This is a genomic window from Labrenzia sp. VG12 (genome assembly GCF_002237595.1).
Classification (GTDB): Bacteria; Pseudomonadota; Alphaproteobacteria; order Rhizobiales; family Stappiaceae; genus Roseibium.
Genome location: NZ_CP022529.1, coordinates 1,292,325 through 1,310,565, shown reverse-complemented (window position 1 = coordinate 1,310,565; position 18,241 = coordinate 1,292,325). Strand labels below are relative to the sequence as shown.

Below are 18,241 nucleotides of genomic sequence, written 5' to 3'. Positions count from 1 at the left end.
TGCAGACAGGCCTAGCGGCCTGACACTAGTGTCAGGGTCAAGAGGAAAATCGAGAGGTGCCGAACGCGCTGCTGAGCCGGCAAATATCTTGGCTTCCAAAGACACCCAATTGCCGCCCCTTCCCCTTTCGCTTATCATTTCCGCAGGAGGAGACCGGAGCCGTGTGCTTCGGAAGACTGGGAGGTGAAAGTCGGCATGCCGGTGATGCACGAGCCGTGGCTCGTGGCGCTGTCTCTCGTGATGGCATTCCAGGGGAGTTTTGTCGGGTTGAACCTGGCCGTCCAGGTCGGCCGGGCTGATCCTGTACGCCGGCGCCTGCTTCTGGCCGGGGCCGCACTCACGCTCGCGCTGGCCATCTGGTCGATGCATTTTGTCGGCATGCTGGCGGCCAGGTTGCCGGTTGCCGCCAATTTCCTGGTGCTGCCGACGCTCCTGTCTTTCCTGGTCTGTGTGCTGGTGGTCGGCATCGCGGTCTTTGCTGCCAGCAATGCGCGTCTCACGCCCGTTCGCTTGGGTCTTGCCGCCTTCGTCATGGGCAGCGGCATCTGCACCATGCACTATCTCGGCATGTATGCGTTGCACGATTCGCTCCACATGCAGCACGATCCCGCCTATGTCTTTGCCAGTTTCCTGATCGCCTTCAATGCCGCCGGACTTGCCATCTGGCTGCTGTTCGGTTTCGGGCGGCGTCCACCCATCCTGATTTCAGCCATTGTCCTGGCGCTGGCGATCTCGGCCATGCATTACACGGCCATGACCGGGCTGACCTATGAGCTGGAGGCCAATGCCGACCCCGGTCTGGCTCCGGTTTTCAGCCCGGGCATGCTGGCGATTGTCGTGTCCTGTGTCGCCTTTCTCGTCTCCGGTCTGTTTCTTCTGGCCCTGGTGCCGGCCCAGGACGCAAGTAATACGGACCATGCGCCCGAGATTGCCGAAGATGCGTCGGATGTGGTCGAATCGGAGCGCTCGACTCCTGGCGAAGACGGTTCCAGCGCGCTGATGCTGGAACCAGAACCGGCCAGAAAAGCGGCCAGCGGGCTTCAGGCCGCGGCGAGGTCGGTGCGCACCGCGGCAAATGCAGCCAAACGGACCCTGCCGATCGAGTGCGACGGGCAAAAAGCCCAGATCGGGATTGCGGAGATCTTTGCTATTCACGCCGATGCGCATTACACGCGGCTTTATGACGGCAGCCGCGAGTTTTTCTGTCCGCTTTCCATCAGTGAAGCCGAGCAGCAGCTGGACCCAAAGGTCTTCAGCCGGGTGCATCGCAGTCACATCGTGAACCTGCAACAGGTCTCCAGCTTCAACCGCTCCGGTGACGGCGGCGTGCTGGTTCTGGCGGGGGACGAAGGCCAGACGGTTCCCGTCAGCCGATCCCGTTGGGGCCGCGTGAAAGCGAAGCTGACAGATCTTGCCGAGGTGCAACCCGCACGGGACCATCCTGCAGCAGCTCAATAGACCTTTGTGTGCTCTCCGAAAGCGTGTGCGCTGCGAGAAGATCGCAAAATCACCGTCATTGGTGTCATCCTGCACGAACGGCGTACACGTCAAGGTGGTTTTTCCGAAAAGTTAGTAGCCGAGCCTAATCTTCTGCGTTTAATCGAAAAATTGCGTTCAGGCGACCTCCTCGTCACGAAATGCGTCAGGCAAACTGCCGCAATTCGTGCAAAGTAACCCGTTATCCGTGCAACTTTTGCAGCGCTCCATGCATGCGCCGTTGAGTGTGCGCCGCACCCTTCTGCACGCTTTCATCATGCGAAAACCTGTCCTCCATCGGGGGCAGCGCTGAAACGGCGAAACGGGCGGGCACCAGACAGTTGGTCTTCCCTCGCCTTTGCCGGTTCACGGTTTCGTCTTTGAAACCGCAGGAGGGAGGAGAAGAACGTGATCCCTGGTGAATTCACCTATCACCGGCCATCAACCGTGGCCGAAGCCGTCGCCATTCTGGTCAGTCATGGCGACGAGGCCCGTCCGCTGTCAGGCGGTCACAGCCTGATACCGATGATGAAGCTGCGCATGGCAGCGCCGGAACATCTCGTGGATCTCGGCGGCATATCCGATCTGAAAGGCATTTCGGAGGAAGGTGGCGCGATCAGAATTGGTGCCATGACCACCCAGAACGATCTGATCAACTCGGATCTGCTTGAAGCAAAATTGCCCATCATTCGCGAAACGTCCCTGCTCATTGCCGATCCACAAATCCGCTACATGGGAACGCTCGGCGGCAATGTCGCAAATGGCGACCCGGGCAATGACATGCCGGGACTGATGCAGTGCCTTGATGCAACCTATGTCCTGACCGGTCCGGAGGGAGCCCGGGAAGTTGCAGCGCGCGATTTCTACGAAGCCGCCTATTTTACTGCGCTCGCGCCGGAAGAAATCCTGACCTCGGTGAAAATCCCCGTGCCGCCAGCGGGTCACGGCTACGCATATGAAAAACTGAAGCGCAAGGTCGGCGACTATGCGACCGCTGCAGCGGCCGTCGTACTGACCATGTCCGGCGGAACGGTCGCGACCTGCTCCATCGCGCTGACCAATGTGGCGGACACCCCCCTCCATGCCGCCGAAGCCGGCGACATCCTGACCGGCTCGAGCCTCGACACGGACACCGTCAAACGCGCGGTTGCGGCCGCCGAAGCCATCACGGAGCCGGCGTCCGATGGCCGGGGACCGGCGGAATACCGCACCAAAATGGCCGGCGTGATGCTGGAACGCGCTCTGGCGCGCGCTGCAGAGCGTGCAGCTGGTTGAAACCGGGACCAAGGGAGACATTCATGAGTGACATCGAACAAATCCCGGTGACGATGACCGTCAACGGCAAGAAGGTGCAGCGCTTCGTGGAACCGCGCACGCTTCTCATCCATTTCCTTCGGGAAGACCTGGACCTGACCGGACCGCATATCGGTTGCGAGACATCCCATTGCGGTGCCTGCACCGTGGAAATGAACGGCATGTCGGTCAAGTCCTGCACGCTGTTTGCGGCTCAGGCCAACGGGGCGGATTTGACCACCGTTGAGGGCATGGCCAATCCGGACGGCACCTTGTCTGCCCTTCAGGAAGGTTTCCGGCAAATGCACGGGCTTCAGTGCGGCTATTGCACGCCCGGCATGATCATGCGCGCGCACACGTTGCTGAAAGAGAACCCGAACCCGACGGAAGATGAGATCCGCATGGGTATTGCCGGCAATCTCTGCCGCTGCACCGGTTACCAGAACATCGTCAAGGCCATCCAGTATGCCGCAGCCAAGCTGAACGGCACGGACTTTCAGGAGGCTGCAGAATGAATGACATGACCCCGACACGGGAACAGCGCGAAGCCGCCCTGGAAGGCATGGGCTGCAAGCGCAAGCGCGTGGAAGACGTCCGGTTCACGCAGGGCCAGGGACAGTATGTCGATGACCTGAAACTGCCGGGCATGGTGTTCGGTGACTTCGTTCGTTCGCCCTATGCGCATGCGAAGATCACCAAGATCGATGCCTCGGAAGCGTTGAAGATCCCGGGCGTGATTGCCGTTTTGACGGCCGAAGACCTGAAGGGCGTCAATCTTGCCTGGATGCCGACCCTTGCGGGCGACGTCCAGATGGTGCTCGCCGACGGCAAGGTGCTTTACCAGAACCAGGAAGTTGCGTTTGTGGTGGCTGAAAACCGCTACATCGCCGACGACGCCATTCAGCTGGTCGAGGTCGAGTATGAAGAGCTGCCGGTTCTGACCGATCCGTTCAAGTCGATGGATGCGGATGCGCCTGTGCTGCGGCCCGATCTCGACGGCAAGATGGAAGGGGCGCACGGGCCGCGCAAACATCACAATCACATTTTCACCTGGGAAGTGGGCGACAAGGACGAGACCTCAAAGGCGTTCTCTGAGGCCGATGTCACCATCAAGGAACTGATCTCCTATCACCGGACCCATCCCTCGCCGCTGGAAACCTGCCAGTGTGTCGCCTCGATGGACAAGGTGAAAGGCGAGCTGACTGTCTGGGGCACCTTTCAGGCGCCGCATGTCATCCGCACGGTCGCCTCGTTGCTGTCCACCATTCCGGAACACAAAATCCACGTGATTGCGCCGGATATCGGCGGCGGCTTCGGCAACAAGGTGGGCGCTTATCCGGGCTACATCTGTTCGATCGTTGCCTCCATCGTCACCGGTGTTCCGGTGAAATGGGTCGAGGACCGGATGGAAAACCTCTCCACCACGTCTTTTGCGCGCGATTATCACATGACGACGGAAATCGCTGCAAAGAGCGACGGCACCGTCACCGGACTGAAAGTGCATGTGCTGGCCGACCATGGCGGCTTTGATGCCTGCGCCGATCCCTCAAAATGGCCTGCCGGGTTCTTCAACATTGTCACCGGGTCCTACGATTTCCCGACAGCGCATCTGGAAGTCGACGGTGTCTACACCAACAAGGCTCCGGGCGGCGTCGCCTATCGCTGTTCCTTCCGCGTCACTGAAGCTGCCTATTGCATTGAACGGGCCATGGACGTGCTTGCGCAGAAACTCGGCATGGACCCGGCGGATCTTCGCATGAAGAATTTCGTCAAGCCGGAACAGTTCCCCTACCAGTCAGCGCTCGGCTGGGAATATGACAGCGGCGATTATCACACCGCCATGCAGAAGGCGATGGACACCATCGGTTATCGCGAATTGCGAGCGGAACAGAAGGCCAAGCAGGAGGCGTTCAAGCGCGGCGAAACCCGCGAGATAATGGGCATCGGCGTCTCGTTCTTCACCGAGATCGTCGGCGCGGGACCATCCAAGAACTGTGATATTCTGGGCGTTGCCATGTTCGACAGTGCCGAGATCCGGGTTCATCCGACCGGGTCGGTGATTTCGCGCATGGGGACAAAATCTCAGGGCCAGGGCCACGAGACGACCTGGGCGCAGATCATCGCGACGGAAATCGGCATTCCGGCAGCCGACATCATGGTCGAGGAAGGCAATACCGATACAGCACCTTATGGTCTGGGCACTTACGGCTCCCGCTCCACCCCCGTTGCAGGTGCTGCCATTGCCCTTGCTGCGCGCAAGATCCGCAACAAGGCCCAGATGATTGCCGCCCATATGCTGGAAGTCTCCGAATATGACCTTGAATGGGACATTGATGGCTTCCAGGTGAAGGGCAATCCGCAGGCGCGCAAGTCCATGAAGGAAATCGCCTGGGCGGCCTATCATGCCCCGCCACCCAACATGGAACCCGGTCTGGAAGCGGTCAGCTACTATGACCCGCCCAACATGACCTATCCGTTCGGTGCCTATTTCTGCGTGATGGATATCGATGTGGATACGGGCGTTGCCAAGACAAGGCGTTTCTATGCGCTCGACGATTGCGGCACGCGCATCAATCCGATGATCATCGAGGGCCAGGTTCACGGTGGACTGACGGAAGCCTTCGCCATCGCGATGGGACAGGAGATCCGCTATGACGAGATGGGCAACGTGCTCGGCGCGTCCTTCATGGATTTCTTCCTGCCGACCGCGGTCGAGACCCCGCATTGGGAAACCGATTACACGGTGACGCCAAGTCCGCATCACCCGATCGGTGCCAAGGGCGTCGGTGAAAGCCCGAATGTCGGCGGCGTGCCGGCCTTCTCCAATGCCGTGAACGACGCCTTCCAGTTCCTGGGCGCCACCCATATCCAGATGCCGCATGACTCGTGGCGCATCTGGCAGGCGGCCAAGGACCTTGGAGCCCACGGTTGATGTGAAACAGGACCGCGGAACAGGCGCCCTAAAAGAGACCTGTTCCGCGGTCATGCCTCAATTCGTCATCCCGCGGCCGGACCATGGGACCCATGCCGTTTCAGCGGTTTTGTTGAAACGCCATTTCACGGCGCCGAAACGGCATGGATTGCCGGATCAAGTCCGGCCATGACGAAATGAAATCAACAAAGAGTTTGCAGACCCGATGAGCAAGAGCAAAGAGCAACTGGCAAAAGCGCTGGCGGAGACCGGTTACGTGGCCGATGAAGGCCTGTCGACCGCGCTGCTTCTGACCGAAATGCTCGGTCGTCCCCTGCTGCTGGAAGGAGAAGCCGGGGTCGGCAAGACAGAGGTTGCCAAGGCCCTGGCGCGTCTTGATGACGCTGAGCTCATTCGCCTGCAATGTTACGAGGGGCTTGACCGGTCCGACGCGATTTACGAGTGGAACTACCAGCGCCAACTGCTTGCAATCAAGGCAAGAGAAGGTACCGGGGCCGATGCGGAAGATGTCGAAGAGGCGGTCTTTTCTGAAAAGTATCTTCTGGAACGCCCGCTGCTCGCCGCGATCCGCAAGGCCCAACCACCGGTGCTCCTGATCGACGAAATTGATCGGGCCGATGAGGAATTCGAAGCTTTTCTGCTCGAACTTCTGTCAGAGTACCAGGTGTCCATTCCGGAACTTGGAACGGTGGAAGCCGTCTCCATCCCGCGCGTCGTCTTGACCTCCAACGGCACAAGGGAACTATCGGACGCGCTTCGCCGACGGTGCCTTTATCACTATGTCGACTATCCAACACCGGACCGGGAAGCCCGGATACTGCTGTCCCGGGTTGAGGGACTTGATGCTGCGCTGGCACTCCAGATCGCAGAGCTCATGGGCCGATTGCGCAAAGAGGACCTAGCGAAAGTGCCCGGCGTCGCGGAGACCATTGACTGGGCCGCGGCTTTGCTGGGCCTTGGAGCAAAGAACCTCCACGAGAGCCGTGAACTTGTTTTCGACACCCTGACTTGCGTTCTCAAGACCCGAGAAGACAAGGCAAGGGTTACGGCGGATGTGACCGACCGGCTTCTGGGAAAGGTCGCCTGATCAGATGAGCACGCCCCTGCCCCTTGAAAGCCGCGAAGAAATCGGTGCCGTGCTGCGCATGCGGCTGGCCGGCTTTGTGCGGTCGCTGCGGGACAGCGGTTTCAAGGTCGGCCTCGCGGAGACCGATGATGCGATGGCTCTGATCCGGTCATCGATGCTGCATCGGCCGGCATCGCTGAAGGTTGCTTTCAGGACGTTGTTTTGCGGGCGCCACTCGGATTGGCAGCGCTTCGATGAGCTTTTTGACGCCTATTGGCTGGGTCGGGGGGTGAAGTCCGGGGTCAAGGTTTCCGGCACAAGCACACGCAGGAACATGAAGACCGTGCGTGAGCTGATGGATGCGCAGGGAACAAAGCAGGACACGCTTGCCGGCGATGTCGAGCGCAAGCCTGGCGAAGAGGATGAAGAGACCGGCGACACGCCGTCCGGCCGACGCGAAGGTGCGAGCATCGCTGAAAATATCGGCCAGGTCGACTTCCGGAACATCCAGGACCCGGACGCTCAGAAAAAGGCTCATGAGCTGGCCGAACGATTGGCCAGGTCCATGCGCGTGCGTCTGACCCGTCGGGATCGTCAGAAACGGAAAGGTCCGAGGCTCGACCTGCGCCGAACCATACGGCATTCGATCGCGCATGGCGGAACGCCCCTTGAACTCATTCACAAGGGACCGCGCGAGCGTCAACTCCGTCTCGTCGTGCTTCTGGATGCGTCCGGTTCGATGAACAATTACACGGGTGTCTTCACCCGTTTTGTTCACGGTATTCTCGACAACTTCAGGGAAGCCGAGGCGTTCTTGTTCCACACGCGGCTGGTGCATGTCTCGTCTGCTCTGTCTGAAAGGGATGCCGGAAGAGCGCTCGACAGGATGGGCCTCATGGCGCAGGGCGTGGGCGGAGGCACCAGGATCGGCGAAGCTATTGCTGATTTCAATCGCTGGCATGCGGCCCGGGTGCTTCACTCCAGAACCTGCGTGATGATCCTGTCGGATGGATACGACACCTGTGCCCCCGAGACCCTGGCCGCTGAAATGGCTCGTTTGCGCCGGCGGTGCCGGCGTATCGTGTGGCTCAACCCGATGATCGGCTGGGAAGGCTATGAACCGGCGACGGCCGGCATGCAGGCAGCCCTGCCGCATGTGGACCTCTTCGCCCCGGCCCACAATCTGGAGAGCCTTGCGGCGCTCGAACCCTATCTTGCAAGGCTCTAGCAATGGGAGACGCTCCGTTGAAACATTCCGTTCCCGGGTCGCATCAGCCGGCCACGCCTGAAGTGACACGCGATCTTGCGAACCTGATGAACCGGCTACAGGGCGACAAGGAACCTTTTGTTCTGGCAACGGTCGTCAGGACGATCTCGGTTACGGCCGCCAAGGCTGGCGCCAAGGCTGTCATCGCCAGGGACGGATCCATTGTCGGTGGCTGGATCGGTGGCGGTTGCGCGCGGGGGGCCGTGATCAAGGCAGCCAAGGCAGCCTTCGAGGATGGCGAGACCCGGCTGATTTCCATTCAGCCTGCCGATTTGCTGGCAGAGCTCGGTGTTGAACCGGGGGAAGAACGTGAGGGCGTGCAGTTTGCAAAAAACATGTGCCCGAGCCAGGGCACGATGGACATTTTCATCGAACCCGTCCTGCCCCGCCCCGCCCTTGTCATCTATGGCGCTAGCCCTGTTGCGCAGGCGCTTGCACTTCAGGGGCCAGGCATAGGCTTTGACATCACGGTCTGTGCGCCGCCTGAGGATCTTGAGACCTTGCAAGGAGCTGCTGTCAAGGTGGAAGGCTTCCAGGCGGTGGCGCCGGTGCCGGCAGACACCTACATCATCGTTTCCACCCAGGGGCGCGGCGACCTCTCAGCGCTGGAAGAGGCGCTAAAGGTCCCTGCCCGGCACATCGCCTTTGTCGGCAGCAGGCGCAAGATGGCCTCCCTGAAGACCAAACTTTTGGACAAGGGGCTGGCGCAACTCGATCTGGAGCGCATCAAGGGGCCTGCGGGTCTTGACCTGGGGGCGATCACTCCGGAGGAAATCGCTCTGTCGATCCTGGCGGAAATCCTGATGGTTCGCCGGAAAGACCAGCGCCAAAGCAACATTCAACACATCTAACACCTGACGGAGACCTTCTGCATGCAGATGAACGATAGCCAGCGGATCGCCGCACCGAGAGACAAGGTCTGGGAGGCCCTGAACGACGCCGACGTTTTAAAAGCTGCCATTCCCGGCTGCGAGGAACTGATCAAACATTCCGACACGGAGCTTGAGGCCAAGGTCAAGCTGAAGGTCGGGCCCGTAAAAGCGACGTTCGGCGGAAAAGTCACGCTGAACGATCTCGATCCGCCCAATGGCTATACGATCGAGGGCGAAGGATCCGGCGGTGTGGCGGGCTTTGCACGCGGTGGCGCGAAGGTCCGCCTGGAGGAAGACGGGCCGGACGCAACGATCCTTCACTATGAAGTCGACGCGAAGGTCGGCGGAAAGCTTGCACAACTCGGGGCACGCCTGATTGATTCCACCGCCAAACGGTTGGCAGGCGAGTTCTTCACGGCTTTTGGCGAACAGGTTGCGCCGTCAGCCGGTGAGGAGGAAGGTCCGGAAAGTACTGAGCCCGCAGAAGCTGCTGATGCTTCTGAAAAGAAAGGCTGGTTAGGAGGTCTCTTCGGAGGCAAGAAGAAACCGTCAGACGAAGACGACAAGGTGTCGGAAGCCGCAGAATAAGCAAATCTCCGGCGCTGTTCGAAACAGCGCCGGATCAGATCGGGAGGAACATAGATGTATCACCAGTTGGACGCTCAACAGGAAACCGGCCTTCGCGAGATCCTGCGCGATCCGTCGCTTCAATTGGCTCTGGGAGCAGGCCTTGTCCTGACAGCATTTCTGGCCGTTGCACATTCCTGCTGTCTCGGTTTCGCAGAAGATCACCTGGCACCGCTGTTACAGATCTGTTCTTTCGCCAGCTAAGAAATATCCCCGTTCGAGGGGACGCCAGAATGATAAAAGCTTGCCTTGCTACCAGAATTGCGTGCGCCGGACTTTAATTGTGTGGCTATTCGCCTATGTTTCAGACGGCTATTGTCAGTGCGATAAGTTGAGTCGCATGTGAACGACACAAGAAGACCAGTTCTAGCTGTTGGAAAAAGCATTTGAGCGAAACGATCCTGTGCAATTTCTTTGACTGTGGTGCGAGGCCTCCCCGGTCACTCAAGATGCATTCCATCAACACATGACGTCGGTTCTGTTTGTCACGGATGCCTGGTATCCGCAGATCAATGGTGTTGTCCGCACGCTGGAATACACGGCTCGGGAATTGACGAGGCGCGGTATCCGGTCTGAGTTTCTGACGCCACAGGCGTTCAGGACAGTCCCCTGCCCGACCTATCCGGAAATTCGCCTGTCACTGACACGGCGTCGCACGCTTATGCGCCACATCGAGGATAGCGCCTGCGAGCATCTGCATATCGCAACCGAAGGCCCGCTAGGCCTTCTTGCTGCGTCCGCCGCCCGCAAGATGGGCCGGACCTTCACCACCAGCTACCACACGCGCTTTCCGGAATATGTCGCCGCCCGCATGCCGCTGCCTCTCGGACCGCTCTATGCCTGGCTTCGCCGTTTTCATAACTCTGGCTCGGCCTGCATGGTAGCGACCACCATGCTGGAGACGGATTTGAAGACACGTGGTTTTGGCAACCTGATGCGTTGGTCGCGCGGTGTGGATACCGAGCAGTTCCAGCCGAAGATTTCGTCCGTGTTACCGGATAATCTGCCAAAGCCGATTTTCATGAATGTCGGCCGGGTAGCGGTTGAGAAAAACCTGGAAGCGTTCCTGAGCCTCGATCTGCCAGGTTCGAAGGTCATTGTCGGAGACGGGCCACAGCTTGAAAGCCTGAAACGCAGCTATCCCGATGTCTATTTTGCAGGAGCCAGAACCGGACCGGACCTGGTCAATCATTTCGCGGCTGCAGATGTCTTCGTGTTTCCCTCCAGAACGGACACGTTCGGCATGGTGTTGCTGGAGGCCCTTGCCTGCGGGACGCCTGTAGCGGCCTTTCCTGTCATGGGTCCTGTTGACGTGATTGGAAACAATGCGGTCGGGTTCCTTTCGGAAGACCTGCGCGAAGCCTGCCTCAAGGCTCTCGATGTTCCACGCGAGCGTTGCCGGGTAGCCGCCCTTGAACAGAGTTGGGCGGCCTGCACAGATCAGTTCCTGGACAATATCGAACGCGCCCAGGAAGCGTTTGAAAAAGGAAAGCGGAACAAGGCGGCCTGATTGGTGGCGTTGTTTGATCCAGGTACCTGAGGCGTTTTGCAAGCCAGAGACCAATCTGCGCGCCGTGGCGTGTTTCTGCTCAATGATGCCTGCTTTTTACTCAAATTTTTGTCTGCATTTCTTTTGCTCATTATGAGCCGGCCAGATCCTTTTATCTAAGTATCTGTAAAATATTCATAAATCCGATCATCGTCAAAATTGGCATCGGTCTTGCTGCGGTATCACCGTGCAGCGCGCCTAGGGATCCGGTCGGACACGACGCAGGACCGAGAGGTGCAAGCCGGTCGAAATGGCGCATTGCCGACATAGACCGGTGACACGGCGGGACAAAAACCCGGGAGACAACTGCACGAGGTTTCGCGCGCGCGAACCTGGCTCCCGGACGTGCGCAGAAATCTCATGACGGAAACCAGACCGTTTCTCGGTCCGGCCCATGACAGGAGACGCGCACAGATGCTGAAATCGATTGCCAAAGCTTCCCTTCTCGCCGCAGCGCTTTCGCTGCCCATGTCTTTCATGCCTGCGCAGGCAGAGGAAAAGTCGGACTTCAAAGTCTGTTGGTCGATCTATGTCGGCTGGATGCCCTGGGGCTATCTCCAGGACAGCGGCATCATGAAGAAATGGGCCGACAAATACGATATCAGCGTCGAGATCGTGCAGATCAACGACTATGTGGAATCCATCAACCAATATACGGCCGGGGGTATGACGGCTGCTCGATGACCAACATGGATGCCCTGTCCATTCCGGCCGGCGGTGGCGTAGACACGACCGCGCTGATCGTCGGCGACTATTCAAACGGCAATGATGGCATCATCCTGAAAGACAAGACCGAGCTGGCCGACATCAAGGGCCAGACCGTCAATCTCGTTGAATTGTCCGTATCGCACTATCTTCTGGCCCGCGCACTCGACACCGTGGGGTTGAGTGAACGTGACCTGACCGTGGTCAACACGTCCGATGCCGACATGATCGCGGCCTATGCCACGCCAGACGTGACGTCGGTGGTCACCTGGAACCCGCTTCTGTCTGAAATCGAGGCCCAGCCGAACGCGACCAAGGTGTTCGACAGTTCCGGAATTCCCGGAGAAATCATCGACGTCATGATGGTCAACACGGAAACGCTCGCGGACAACCCGAATTTCGGCAAGGCGCTAGTCGGTGCCTGGTATGAGCTGATGGGGATCATGTCCTCAGACAGCGAAGAAGGCATTGCCGCGCGGACAGCGATGGCCGAAGCATCCGGGACGGACCTGGCCGGGTATGATGCGCAGCTTGCCACCACCAAGATGTTCTACACGCCCGCCGAAGCAGTCGCCTTCACCGAGTCGCCAGAGCTTCCGAAAACCATGAAGTTCGTGGCGGAATTCCTGTTTGAGAAGGGCATCTTGGGCGAAGGCGCGCCCAGCCCGGAATTCGTCGGCGTTTCGTTCCCTGACGGATCGGTCTACGGCGACAGCGGCAATGTCAAACTCAAGTTCGATCCGAGTTTCATGGCGATGGCTGCCGAAGGCACGCTCTGAGTTCGACTGAAACGGGTGCGTCCGGACCTTTCTTCCGGGCGCATCGACAGGGCGGGTTTTCCAATGCGCATCATCAATCGCAAACCTTCGCGCGTGACCTCACTGGCGCTCGGGCTGCTGCCCTTTGCGCTTACAGTGATCGGTTATGCCGTTGCCAGTCACTATCGCCGGCTCGACAACCCGGCGGACAAGCTGCTGCCGTCGCTGGACAGCATGGCGAATGCGTTCTGGCGCATGGCGACCGTTCCTGACCGGCGATCGGGCGACCTGCTGCTCTGGATCGATACCTATGACAGTCTCTGGCGTCTCGGCACCGGCATGGCCGTGTCGACAATGCTGGCGCTCTCGCTTGGAATTGCGATCGGGTTCATCCCCCATGTCCGCAGCGCCTTTGCCCCTTATCTCGCAACTTTCTCGCTGATCCCGCCGATCACGATCCTGCCGATCCTGTTCATCACTTTCGGACTTGGCGAAGTTGCCAAGATTGCACTGATTGTCATCGGGACGGCACCCGTGATGATCCGTTCGATGGCCCAGGCCGTCCTGGACATTCCACGCGAGTTGATCATCAAGGCGGAGACCCTTGGTGCCAGTGTCTGGCAGATGGTGACGCGCCTGGTTCTGCCGCAGGTCTTGCCGAAACTGATCACGGCTTTGCGCCTCGGTCTGGTCCCGGCCTGGATCTTTCTGATCTCGGCAGAAGCCATCGCGTCCACGACCGGCCTCGGCTATCGGATCTTCCTGGTCCGGCGCTACCTCGCGATGGATGTGATCCTGCCTTACGTCGTCTGGATCACATTGCTGGCCTTCCTGCTCGATCAGTTGCTGCGTTTTCTGTCCCGCCGAAGCTTCAGCTGGGCCCATCTGGGAGGAGATGCGCTATGAGCTCTTCCTCCGTTAAGCTTTCTGTACGCGGCCTTGCCAAGCTTTACGACGGTATTCCGGTTCTCGAGCGTGTGGACCTGGATGTCGAGAGCGGTTCATTCTGTACCATCGTCGGGGCCTCCGGCTGCGGTAAGTCCACCTTCCTGCGCATGTTGTTGTCCCAGGAGCTGCCAAGCCGCGGTCAAATTCTGCTGGACGGTCAGGCACTTCCGGACGAGCCGACCCCGGACAGGGGCATCGTGTTTCAGAAATATTCCGTGTTTTCACACCTGACGGTCGCGGAAAACCTGATCCTGGCCCGCGAATTCGAAGCCGCAAAATGGACCGGGCGCCTGTTCGGCGCCTCAAGACGTTCCGCGCTGGAAGAGATCGACGAGCTTCTTCACAGGATCGGGCTTCATGCCGCATCGGACAAGTACCCGGCCCAGCTCAGCGGCGGCATGCAGCAACGGCTTGCCATTGCGCAGGCGCTCGTCAAGAAACCGAGCATCCTGCTGCTTGACGAGCCCTTTGGAGCCCTTGATCCGGGCATTCGCGTCGACATGCACGATCTACTGCTTGGCCTGTGGCAGGAACTCGGCATGACCATCTTCATGGTCACTCATGACATTCATGAAGCCTTCAAGCTCGGGACCAGACTGCTCGTCTTTGACAAGATCCGGCACGACCCGCAGGCCCCGCAGGCCTACGGGGCGACTATCACCTACGACCTTCCTTTGACGGGTGCCAACGACAAGGCTTCACCCGATCCGGAGGTGTTGGCCGGTGCGCTGCGGCTGCCGGAAACGTCTCCTTCTTCATCCAATACTGTCACCAACCCTTGATGAGGACTTCCATGACCGCTTTTCATGTCGCGGGACCGCAGACGCATCACAAGGCAGCAGGCTCCGTGACGCGCGATCCGGCCAGCCGCCAACATCATCCGGACTTCGACAAGCTGCAACTCAGAGGCTGGAAGGCTGCCGAAAAGGAAGGCCTGTTGCCGTCAGCTGCCTGGGAAAAGGAAAAGGCCTGGGCCCTTCGAATGGGACTGACCGGCTCGGACAGTCTGACCGACAAATCGATCCCGACATTCGCGCGAGGTGAACTGCCCCATTACGCCGGGATCAATACCTTCCTGAAGGCTCCCTATATCGAGGACGTGACGCAGGTTGGTGCCTATGATGCCGCCGTGATCGGCATTCCTTTCGACGGTGGAACCACTTACCGGCCCGGCACCCGCTTCGGCCCTCAGGGCGTGCGCAAGATCTCAGCGCTTTACACGCCCTATAACTACGAGATGGGTGTCGACCTGCGCGAGCAAATGACGCTTTGCGATGTTGGTGACATCTTCACGATCCCGGCCAATATCGAAAAGACCTTTGACCAGATTACGCGGGCGGTATCCCACGTCGCGTCGTCCGGGGCTCTGCCGATCATGATCGGCGGGGATCATTCCATCGGCTTCCCCTGTGTCCGGGGCATTGCCCAGTGCACCTCGAAGCGCATCGGCATCGTTCATTTCGACCGGCATATCGACATTCAGGAAAAGGACCTGGATGAGCGCATGCACACCACGCCCTGGTTCCACGCAACGGACCTGGTCAACGTGCCAGCGGTGAACCTCGTCCAGATTGGTATCGGCGGCTGGCAGGTCCCACGCGAAGGGGTTGAGGTGGCTCGCGAGCGAAACACCAACATCTTCACCATGCGCGACGTGGAAGAACTTGGTCTGGCGGAAACCGCTGCCCGTGCTCTGGAGCTTGCCTGGAAGGATGCCGACGCGGTCTACATCTCGTTCGACATCGACAGCGTTGATTGCGGCTTTGTGCCGGGGACCGGCTGGCCGGAACCGGGTGGGTTCCTGCCCCGCGAAGCATTGGAACTCGTTTCCCTCGTCGCCAAGGAGGGCATCTGTGGTCTCGAAGTCGTCGAGGTCTCGCCGCCCTATGACTGTTCCGACATCACCGCCTTGCTCGCGACCCGCGTGATTGTCGATGTGCTGGGAACGCTTGTCTCTCACGGCAAGATGGGCGCGCACAAGTCGATCATCGACAAGCCGGTTTCCATTCCGGCCGGACCGGAGGTGGTGTGACGTCATGGGACACGGTCATTCGCATTCTCAAGACGCTCACGATCACCACCACCATCCGCATGACCACAATCATGCTGCTTCCGATCATTTGCATTCGCATGTTCATGGCAGCTCTGCGTCCGACCGGGCGGAGGAGCTCCAGGCCCTTTCAGTCAGTTTCATCGACGGCTTCCGGGCAGCAGAAGACAAGACAAGTTATCTCCGCCTCTCGGGTGTCCCTTTTCATCGGCAGGGACAGGACGGCCTGGAACAGCATCTGGTAGACGCCCGGATCGAGAGCAACTGGCAGATCGGCACCGCGTCGCCGGCTTTTGCCTCGCGAGACCTGGTCTACATGCCCTTCCCCGGAAGCATGGTCCAGGCGCGGGAAACCATGACTTTCACTTATGTCTCGCTCAGCGAGCGGTCCGACATCGACCTTCTCGACATTCTTCTCAAGCGCCAATCCCAAGGAGATTTTTCAGAATGAAAACCGCCCTGGCCATTGCCATTTTGATGGCAACAACACTGCCCTCGCTGGCACATCCTGGAGAGCATGGGGAACTGACAAGCCTCTCGTCCGGCCTCGCTCATATCGCCGGTTCACCGTTTCATGTCGTCCTGTTGCTTGCGGTGATCGCAGGAGGCCTTGCCGCATGGAGATACTTCAAGAAGCGAGAACAGTCGCCGTCGGACCGAGCGAGCTGACCTGCACTGCACGCGTGACTGTTGCGGCGAGTTCTAAACGGTTCGCCGCCAGTCGGCCTATATGCCAGCGAAGCTGCGCTGACCCTGGGCGTTGAAGAAAAGCGTCGTGATGTCGTCGATCGCCATCGGGCCGCCAAACAGGTAGCCCTGCCCGTTCCTACAGCCCAGATCGACCAGAACGTCGCGTTGTTCGACGGTCTCGATGCCTTCTATCAGCACAGACGATCCCATCGTCTCGGCAATGCCGAGCACGAGCTTGAGGACATCCCGCTGTTTATGGTCCTTCACGGCCTTGCCGGCGAAGGACCCGTCGATCTTGATTTCGTCCCAATGGAAATCGGTCAGATAGGAAAGTGCCGAGTAGCCGACGCCGAAATCATCCAGTGAAATCCGGACGCCGAGAGCGCGCAACTCCGTCAATGTGGCCTGGATGCGCTTCAGGTCATTCATGAGTGTCGCCTCGGTGACTTCCAGTTTCAGGCGTCTGGCCGGCAGTCCCGTGCGAGCAAGGCATTCATCCATCATCGCAACCACATCATCGCTCAGGATCTGCGCAACGGACAGATTGACGGACAAGGAAAGGTCTGATGGAAGCAACTGTACTTCCGAACAGGACGTCTCGAGGATTTTCCAACCCAGAGAAACGATGTCACCGTTGTTTTCGGCAATCGGAATGAATTCAGAAGGAGAAATCCAGCCGAGCTCCGAATGGTACCAGCGCGCCAGGGCCTCGACCCCAAAGATGCGCCCGGTGGTCAGATTGAACTGCGGTTGAAAATGCGGCAGGCACTCATTCTCGTCGATTGCGGTCGACAGGGCGTTTTCCACGATCATGCGGCGCTCGAGCTCCGCCTGCATCGTTGGTTCGAAAACCGTCACCCTGCGCCGGCCATGGTCGACCGCGTTGGCGACGGCCAGACTGGCGTTGCGCACAACGTCAGCGGGATCTCTTTCAAGGGACGAGGAGCTCGCATAGCCAATGGCAGGCGAAATCTGGAACGAACCAAGCGGGGTCTGCACAGGTCGCAGGAAGATGTCATGGATCCGGCTGGCAATTTCAGCTGCAGGCAGGCCGATTTCGGGTTCGGAAACGCACATCAGCAGAAAGCCCTTGCCGGCTGATCGGGCAAGGCAAGTTGGCGCATCAAGGCGATCAGCCGCGTGTCGCAGGAGGTCTGCGGTCGCAGCAATCACGGCTTCTTCGGTTGCCTGACTGAATTTTGTATGGGCAGGAAGTCGGGTTTCAAGATCAATGCTCAGGACACTGAGGGTCTGGTCCTCCGACAGGCTCGAACCCACCTCACGAACACGCTCCAGAAATACATTGTGGTTGATCAGACCGGTCGCTGTGTCGTGACTGAGTTTTTTTGCCAGGTCATCGGCATGCTCGCGGCTTGTTGCAGCAAGCTGACGAAAGGCTGACATTTGCGCGCTCAAAAGGCCTATCCAGCCCATGCCGGAAAGAACGAATGCGAGAACAAGCCCGCCTTGCAAAAGCTGGTGGAACTGAAACGCGACCCGGGCGGCTTCCGACTGGCGGACCGCCTCTTGCAGCACCATCTGGTTGATTTGCTGAAGAGAGATATTGATCCCCTGCAGGATGATCAGGGCGTTGCTGGTGGCGGTGTGGTCCGACAGATTGTCCAGGTAAGGCAGAACCCGCTGACTGCTTTTGCGGATATTGTTGATTTTTTCGTCGATGTAATCGGATTGCCCCACGACCTCGCGGTAGGTCAGGTTCGGCCAGGAATTCAATCGCCCCAGCAAATCTGCGTATGTTCTGCGTGCTGCAACAGCATCACTCTGGATCTGCAAGGCGGCAAATCGGGCAATCAGTGTCTCCGTATCGGTCGTGCTGATACGTTTTGCGTCGGACATGACTGCCAGCTCCCGGTCTGAGGACCGGTGCATTTCCGTCTGTGCTTGAAACAGAAAGAGGAAATTCACGCCGATCAGCAATGCAAAGCCGGCGCAAAGTGTTGGAAGTCCAAAATGCAATAGATTTTGAAATCGCATTGGCGAAACCGTC

16 protein-coding genes and 1 pseudogene are annotated in these 18,241 nt (G+C 59.1%); 16 read left to right on the top strand and 1 reads right to left on the bottom strand.

Features of this window, described 5'->3' with window-relative positions; genetic code table 11:
• Nucleotides 1-195 precede the first annotated feature (195 nt).
• The 16 genes and pseudogenes from CHH27_RS05920 to CHH27_RS05845 all read left to right on the top strand — a co-directional run bounded on the left by CHH27_RS05920 (nucleotide 196) and on the right by CHH27_RS05845 (nucleotide 16,212).
• Nucleotides 196-1,458 (top strand): MHYT domain-containing protein, encoded by a 1,263-nt coding sequence (locus CHH27_RS05920; RefSeq protein ID WP_094070769.1) that lies wholly within the window; start codon nucleotides 196-198, stop codon nucleotides 1,456-1,458.
• A gap of 426 nt (nucleotides 1,459-1,884) precedes the next feature.
• Complete coding sequence (locus CHH27_RS05915; protein WP_094070768.1) at nucleotides 1,885-2,751, top strand: xanthine dehydrogenase family protein subunit M; 867 nt, start codon at nucleotides 1,885-1,887, stop codon at nucleotides 2,749-2,751.
• A gap of 23 nt (nucleotides 2,752-2,774) precedes the next feature.
• Complete coding sequence (locus CHH27_RS05910) at nucleotides 2,775-3,284, top strand: (2Fe-2S)-binding protein (protein ID WP_094070767.1); 510 nt, start codon at nucleotides 2,775-2,777, stop codon at nucleotides 3,282-3,284.
• Nucleotides 3,281-5,701 (top strand): aerobic carbon-monoxide dehydrogenase large subunit, encoded by a 2,421-nt coding sequence (locus CHH27_RS05905; RefSeq protein ID WP_094070766.1) that lies wholly within the window; start codon nucleotides 3,281-3,283, stop codon nucleotides 5,699-5,701. Before CHH27_RS05910 ends, CHH27_RS05905 begins: the two co-directional genes overlap by 4 nt.
• A gap of 205 nt (nucleotides 5,702-5,906) precedes the next feature.
• On the top strand, nucleotides 5,907-6,788 hold the full coding sequence (locus CHH27_RS05900) for a MoxR family ATPase (RefSeq protein WP_094070765.1): 882 nt from the start codon (nucleotides 5,907-5,909) through the stop codon (nucleotides 6,786-6,788).
• A gap of 4 nt (nucleotides 6,789-6,792) precedes the next feature.
• The gene (locus tag CHH27_RS05895; RefSeq protein WP_094070764.1) at nucleotides 6,793-7,995 is read left to right on the top strand and encodes a VWA domain-containing protein; all 1,203 of its coding nucleotides are present in this window, start codon (nucleotides 6,793-6,795) and stop codon (nucleotides 7,993-7,995) included.
• Nucleotides 7,996-8,081: 86 nt separating this feature from the next.
• Complete coding sequence (locus tag CHH27_RS05890; RefSeq protein WP_247646251.1) at nucleotides 8,082-8,885, top strand: XdhC family protein; 804 nt, start codon at nucleotides 8,082-8,084, stop codon at nucleotides 8,883-8,885.
• Between the two features lie 21 nt (nucleotides 8,886-8,906).
• The gene (locus CHH27_RS05885; protein WP_094070762.1) at nucleotides 8,907-9,494 is read left to right on the top strand and encodes a carbon monoxide dehydrogenase subunit G; all 588 of its coding nucleotides are present in this window, start codon (nucleotides 8,907-8,909) and stop codon (nucleotides 9,492-9,494) included.
• Nucleotides 9,495-9,548: 54 nt separating this feature from the next.
• Nucleotides 9,549-9,737 carry a hypothetical protein gene (locus CHH27_RS05880; protein ID WP_094070761.1) on the top strand — a complete coding sequence of 63 codons (189 nt, stop codon included), beginning with the start codon at nucleotides 9,549-9,551 and terminating at the stop codon, nucleotides 9,735-9,737.
• Between the two features lie 262 nt (nucleotides 9,738-9,999).
• Nucleotides 10,000-11,043, top strand: a complete 1,044-nt coding sequence (locus CHH27_RS05875) for a glycosyltransferase family 1 protein (protein ID WP_094070760.1) — start codon at nucleotides 10,000-10,002, stop codon at nucleotides 11,041-11,043.
• Between the two features lie 453 nt (nucleotides 11,044-11,496).
• Nucleotides 11,497-12,566, top strand: a pseudogene (locus CHH27_RS05870) (putative urea ABC transporter substrate-binding protein).
• A gap of 63 nt (nucleotides 12,567-12,629) precedes the next feature.
• Entirely contained in the window at nucleotides 12,630-13,451 is an 822-nt protein-coding gene (locus CHH27_RS05865) for an ABC transporter permease (protein WP_094070759.1), read from the top strand.
• Nucleotides 13,448-14,275 (top strand): ABC transporter ATP-binding protein, encoded by an 828-nt coding sequence (locus CHH27_RS05860; protein ID WP_094070758.1) that lies wholly within the window; start codon nucleotides 13,448-13,450, stop codon nucleotides 14,273-14,275. The genes CHH27_RS05865 and CHH27_RS05860 overlap by 4 nt, the downstream gene beginning before the upstream one ends.
• Before the next feature lie 11 nt (nucleotides 14,276-14,286).
• Nucleotides 14,287-15,525 carry an agmatinase family protein gene (locus CHH27_RS05855; protein WP_247646196.1) on the top strand — a complete coding sequence of 413 codons (1,239 nt, stop codon included), beginning with the start codon at nucleotides 14,287-14,289 and terminating at the stop codon, nucleotides 15,523-15,525.
• Nucleotides 15,526-15,529: 4 nt separating this feature from the next.
• Nucleotides 15,530-15,994 carry a hypothetical protein gene (locus tag CHH27_RS05850; protein ID WP_198338359.1) on the top strand — a complete coding sequence of 155 codons (465 nt, stop codon included), beginning with the start codon at nucleotides 15,530-15,532 and terminating at the stop codon, nucleotides 15,992-15,994.
• Nucleotides 15,991-16,212, top strand: a complete 222-nt coding sequence (locus CHH27_RS05845; RefSeq protein WP_094070757.1) for a hypothetical protein — start codon at nucleotides 15,991-15,993, stop codon at nucleotides 16,210-16,212. Before CHH27_RS05850 ends, CHH27_RS05845 begins: the two co-directional genes overlap by 4 nt.
• 57 nt (nucleotides 16,213-16,269) lie before the next feature.
• Here the strand turns inward: CHH27_RS05845 and CHH27_RS05840 are convergent, their stop codons facing one another.
• Complete coding sequence (locus tag CHH27_RS05840; RefSeq protein ID WP_198338358.1) at nucleotides 16,270-18,090, bottom strand: bifunctional diguanylate cyclase/phosphodiesterase; 1,821 nt, start codon at nucleotides 18,088-18,090, stop codon at nucleotides 16,270-16,272.
• Nucleotides 18,091-18,241 lie beyond the last annotated feature (151 nt).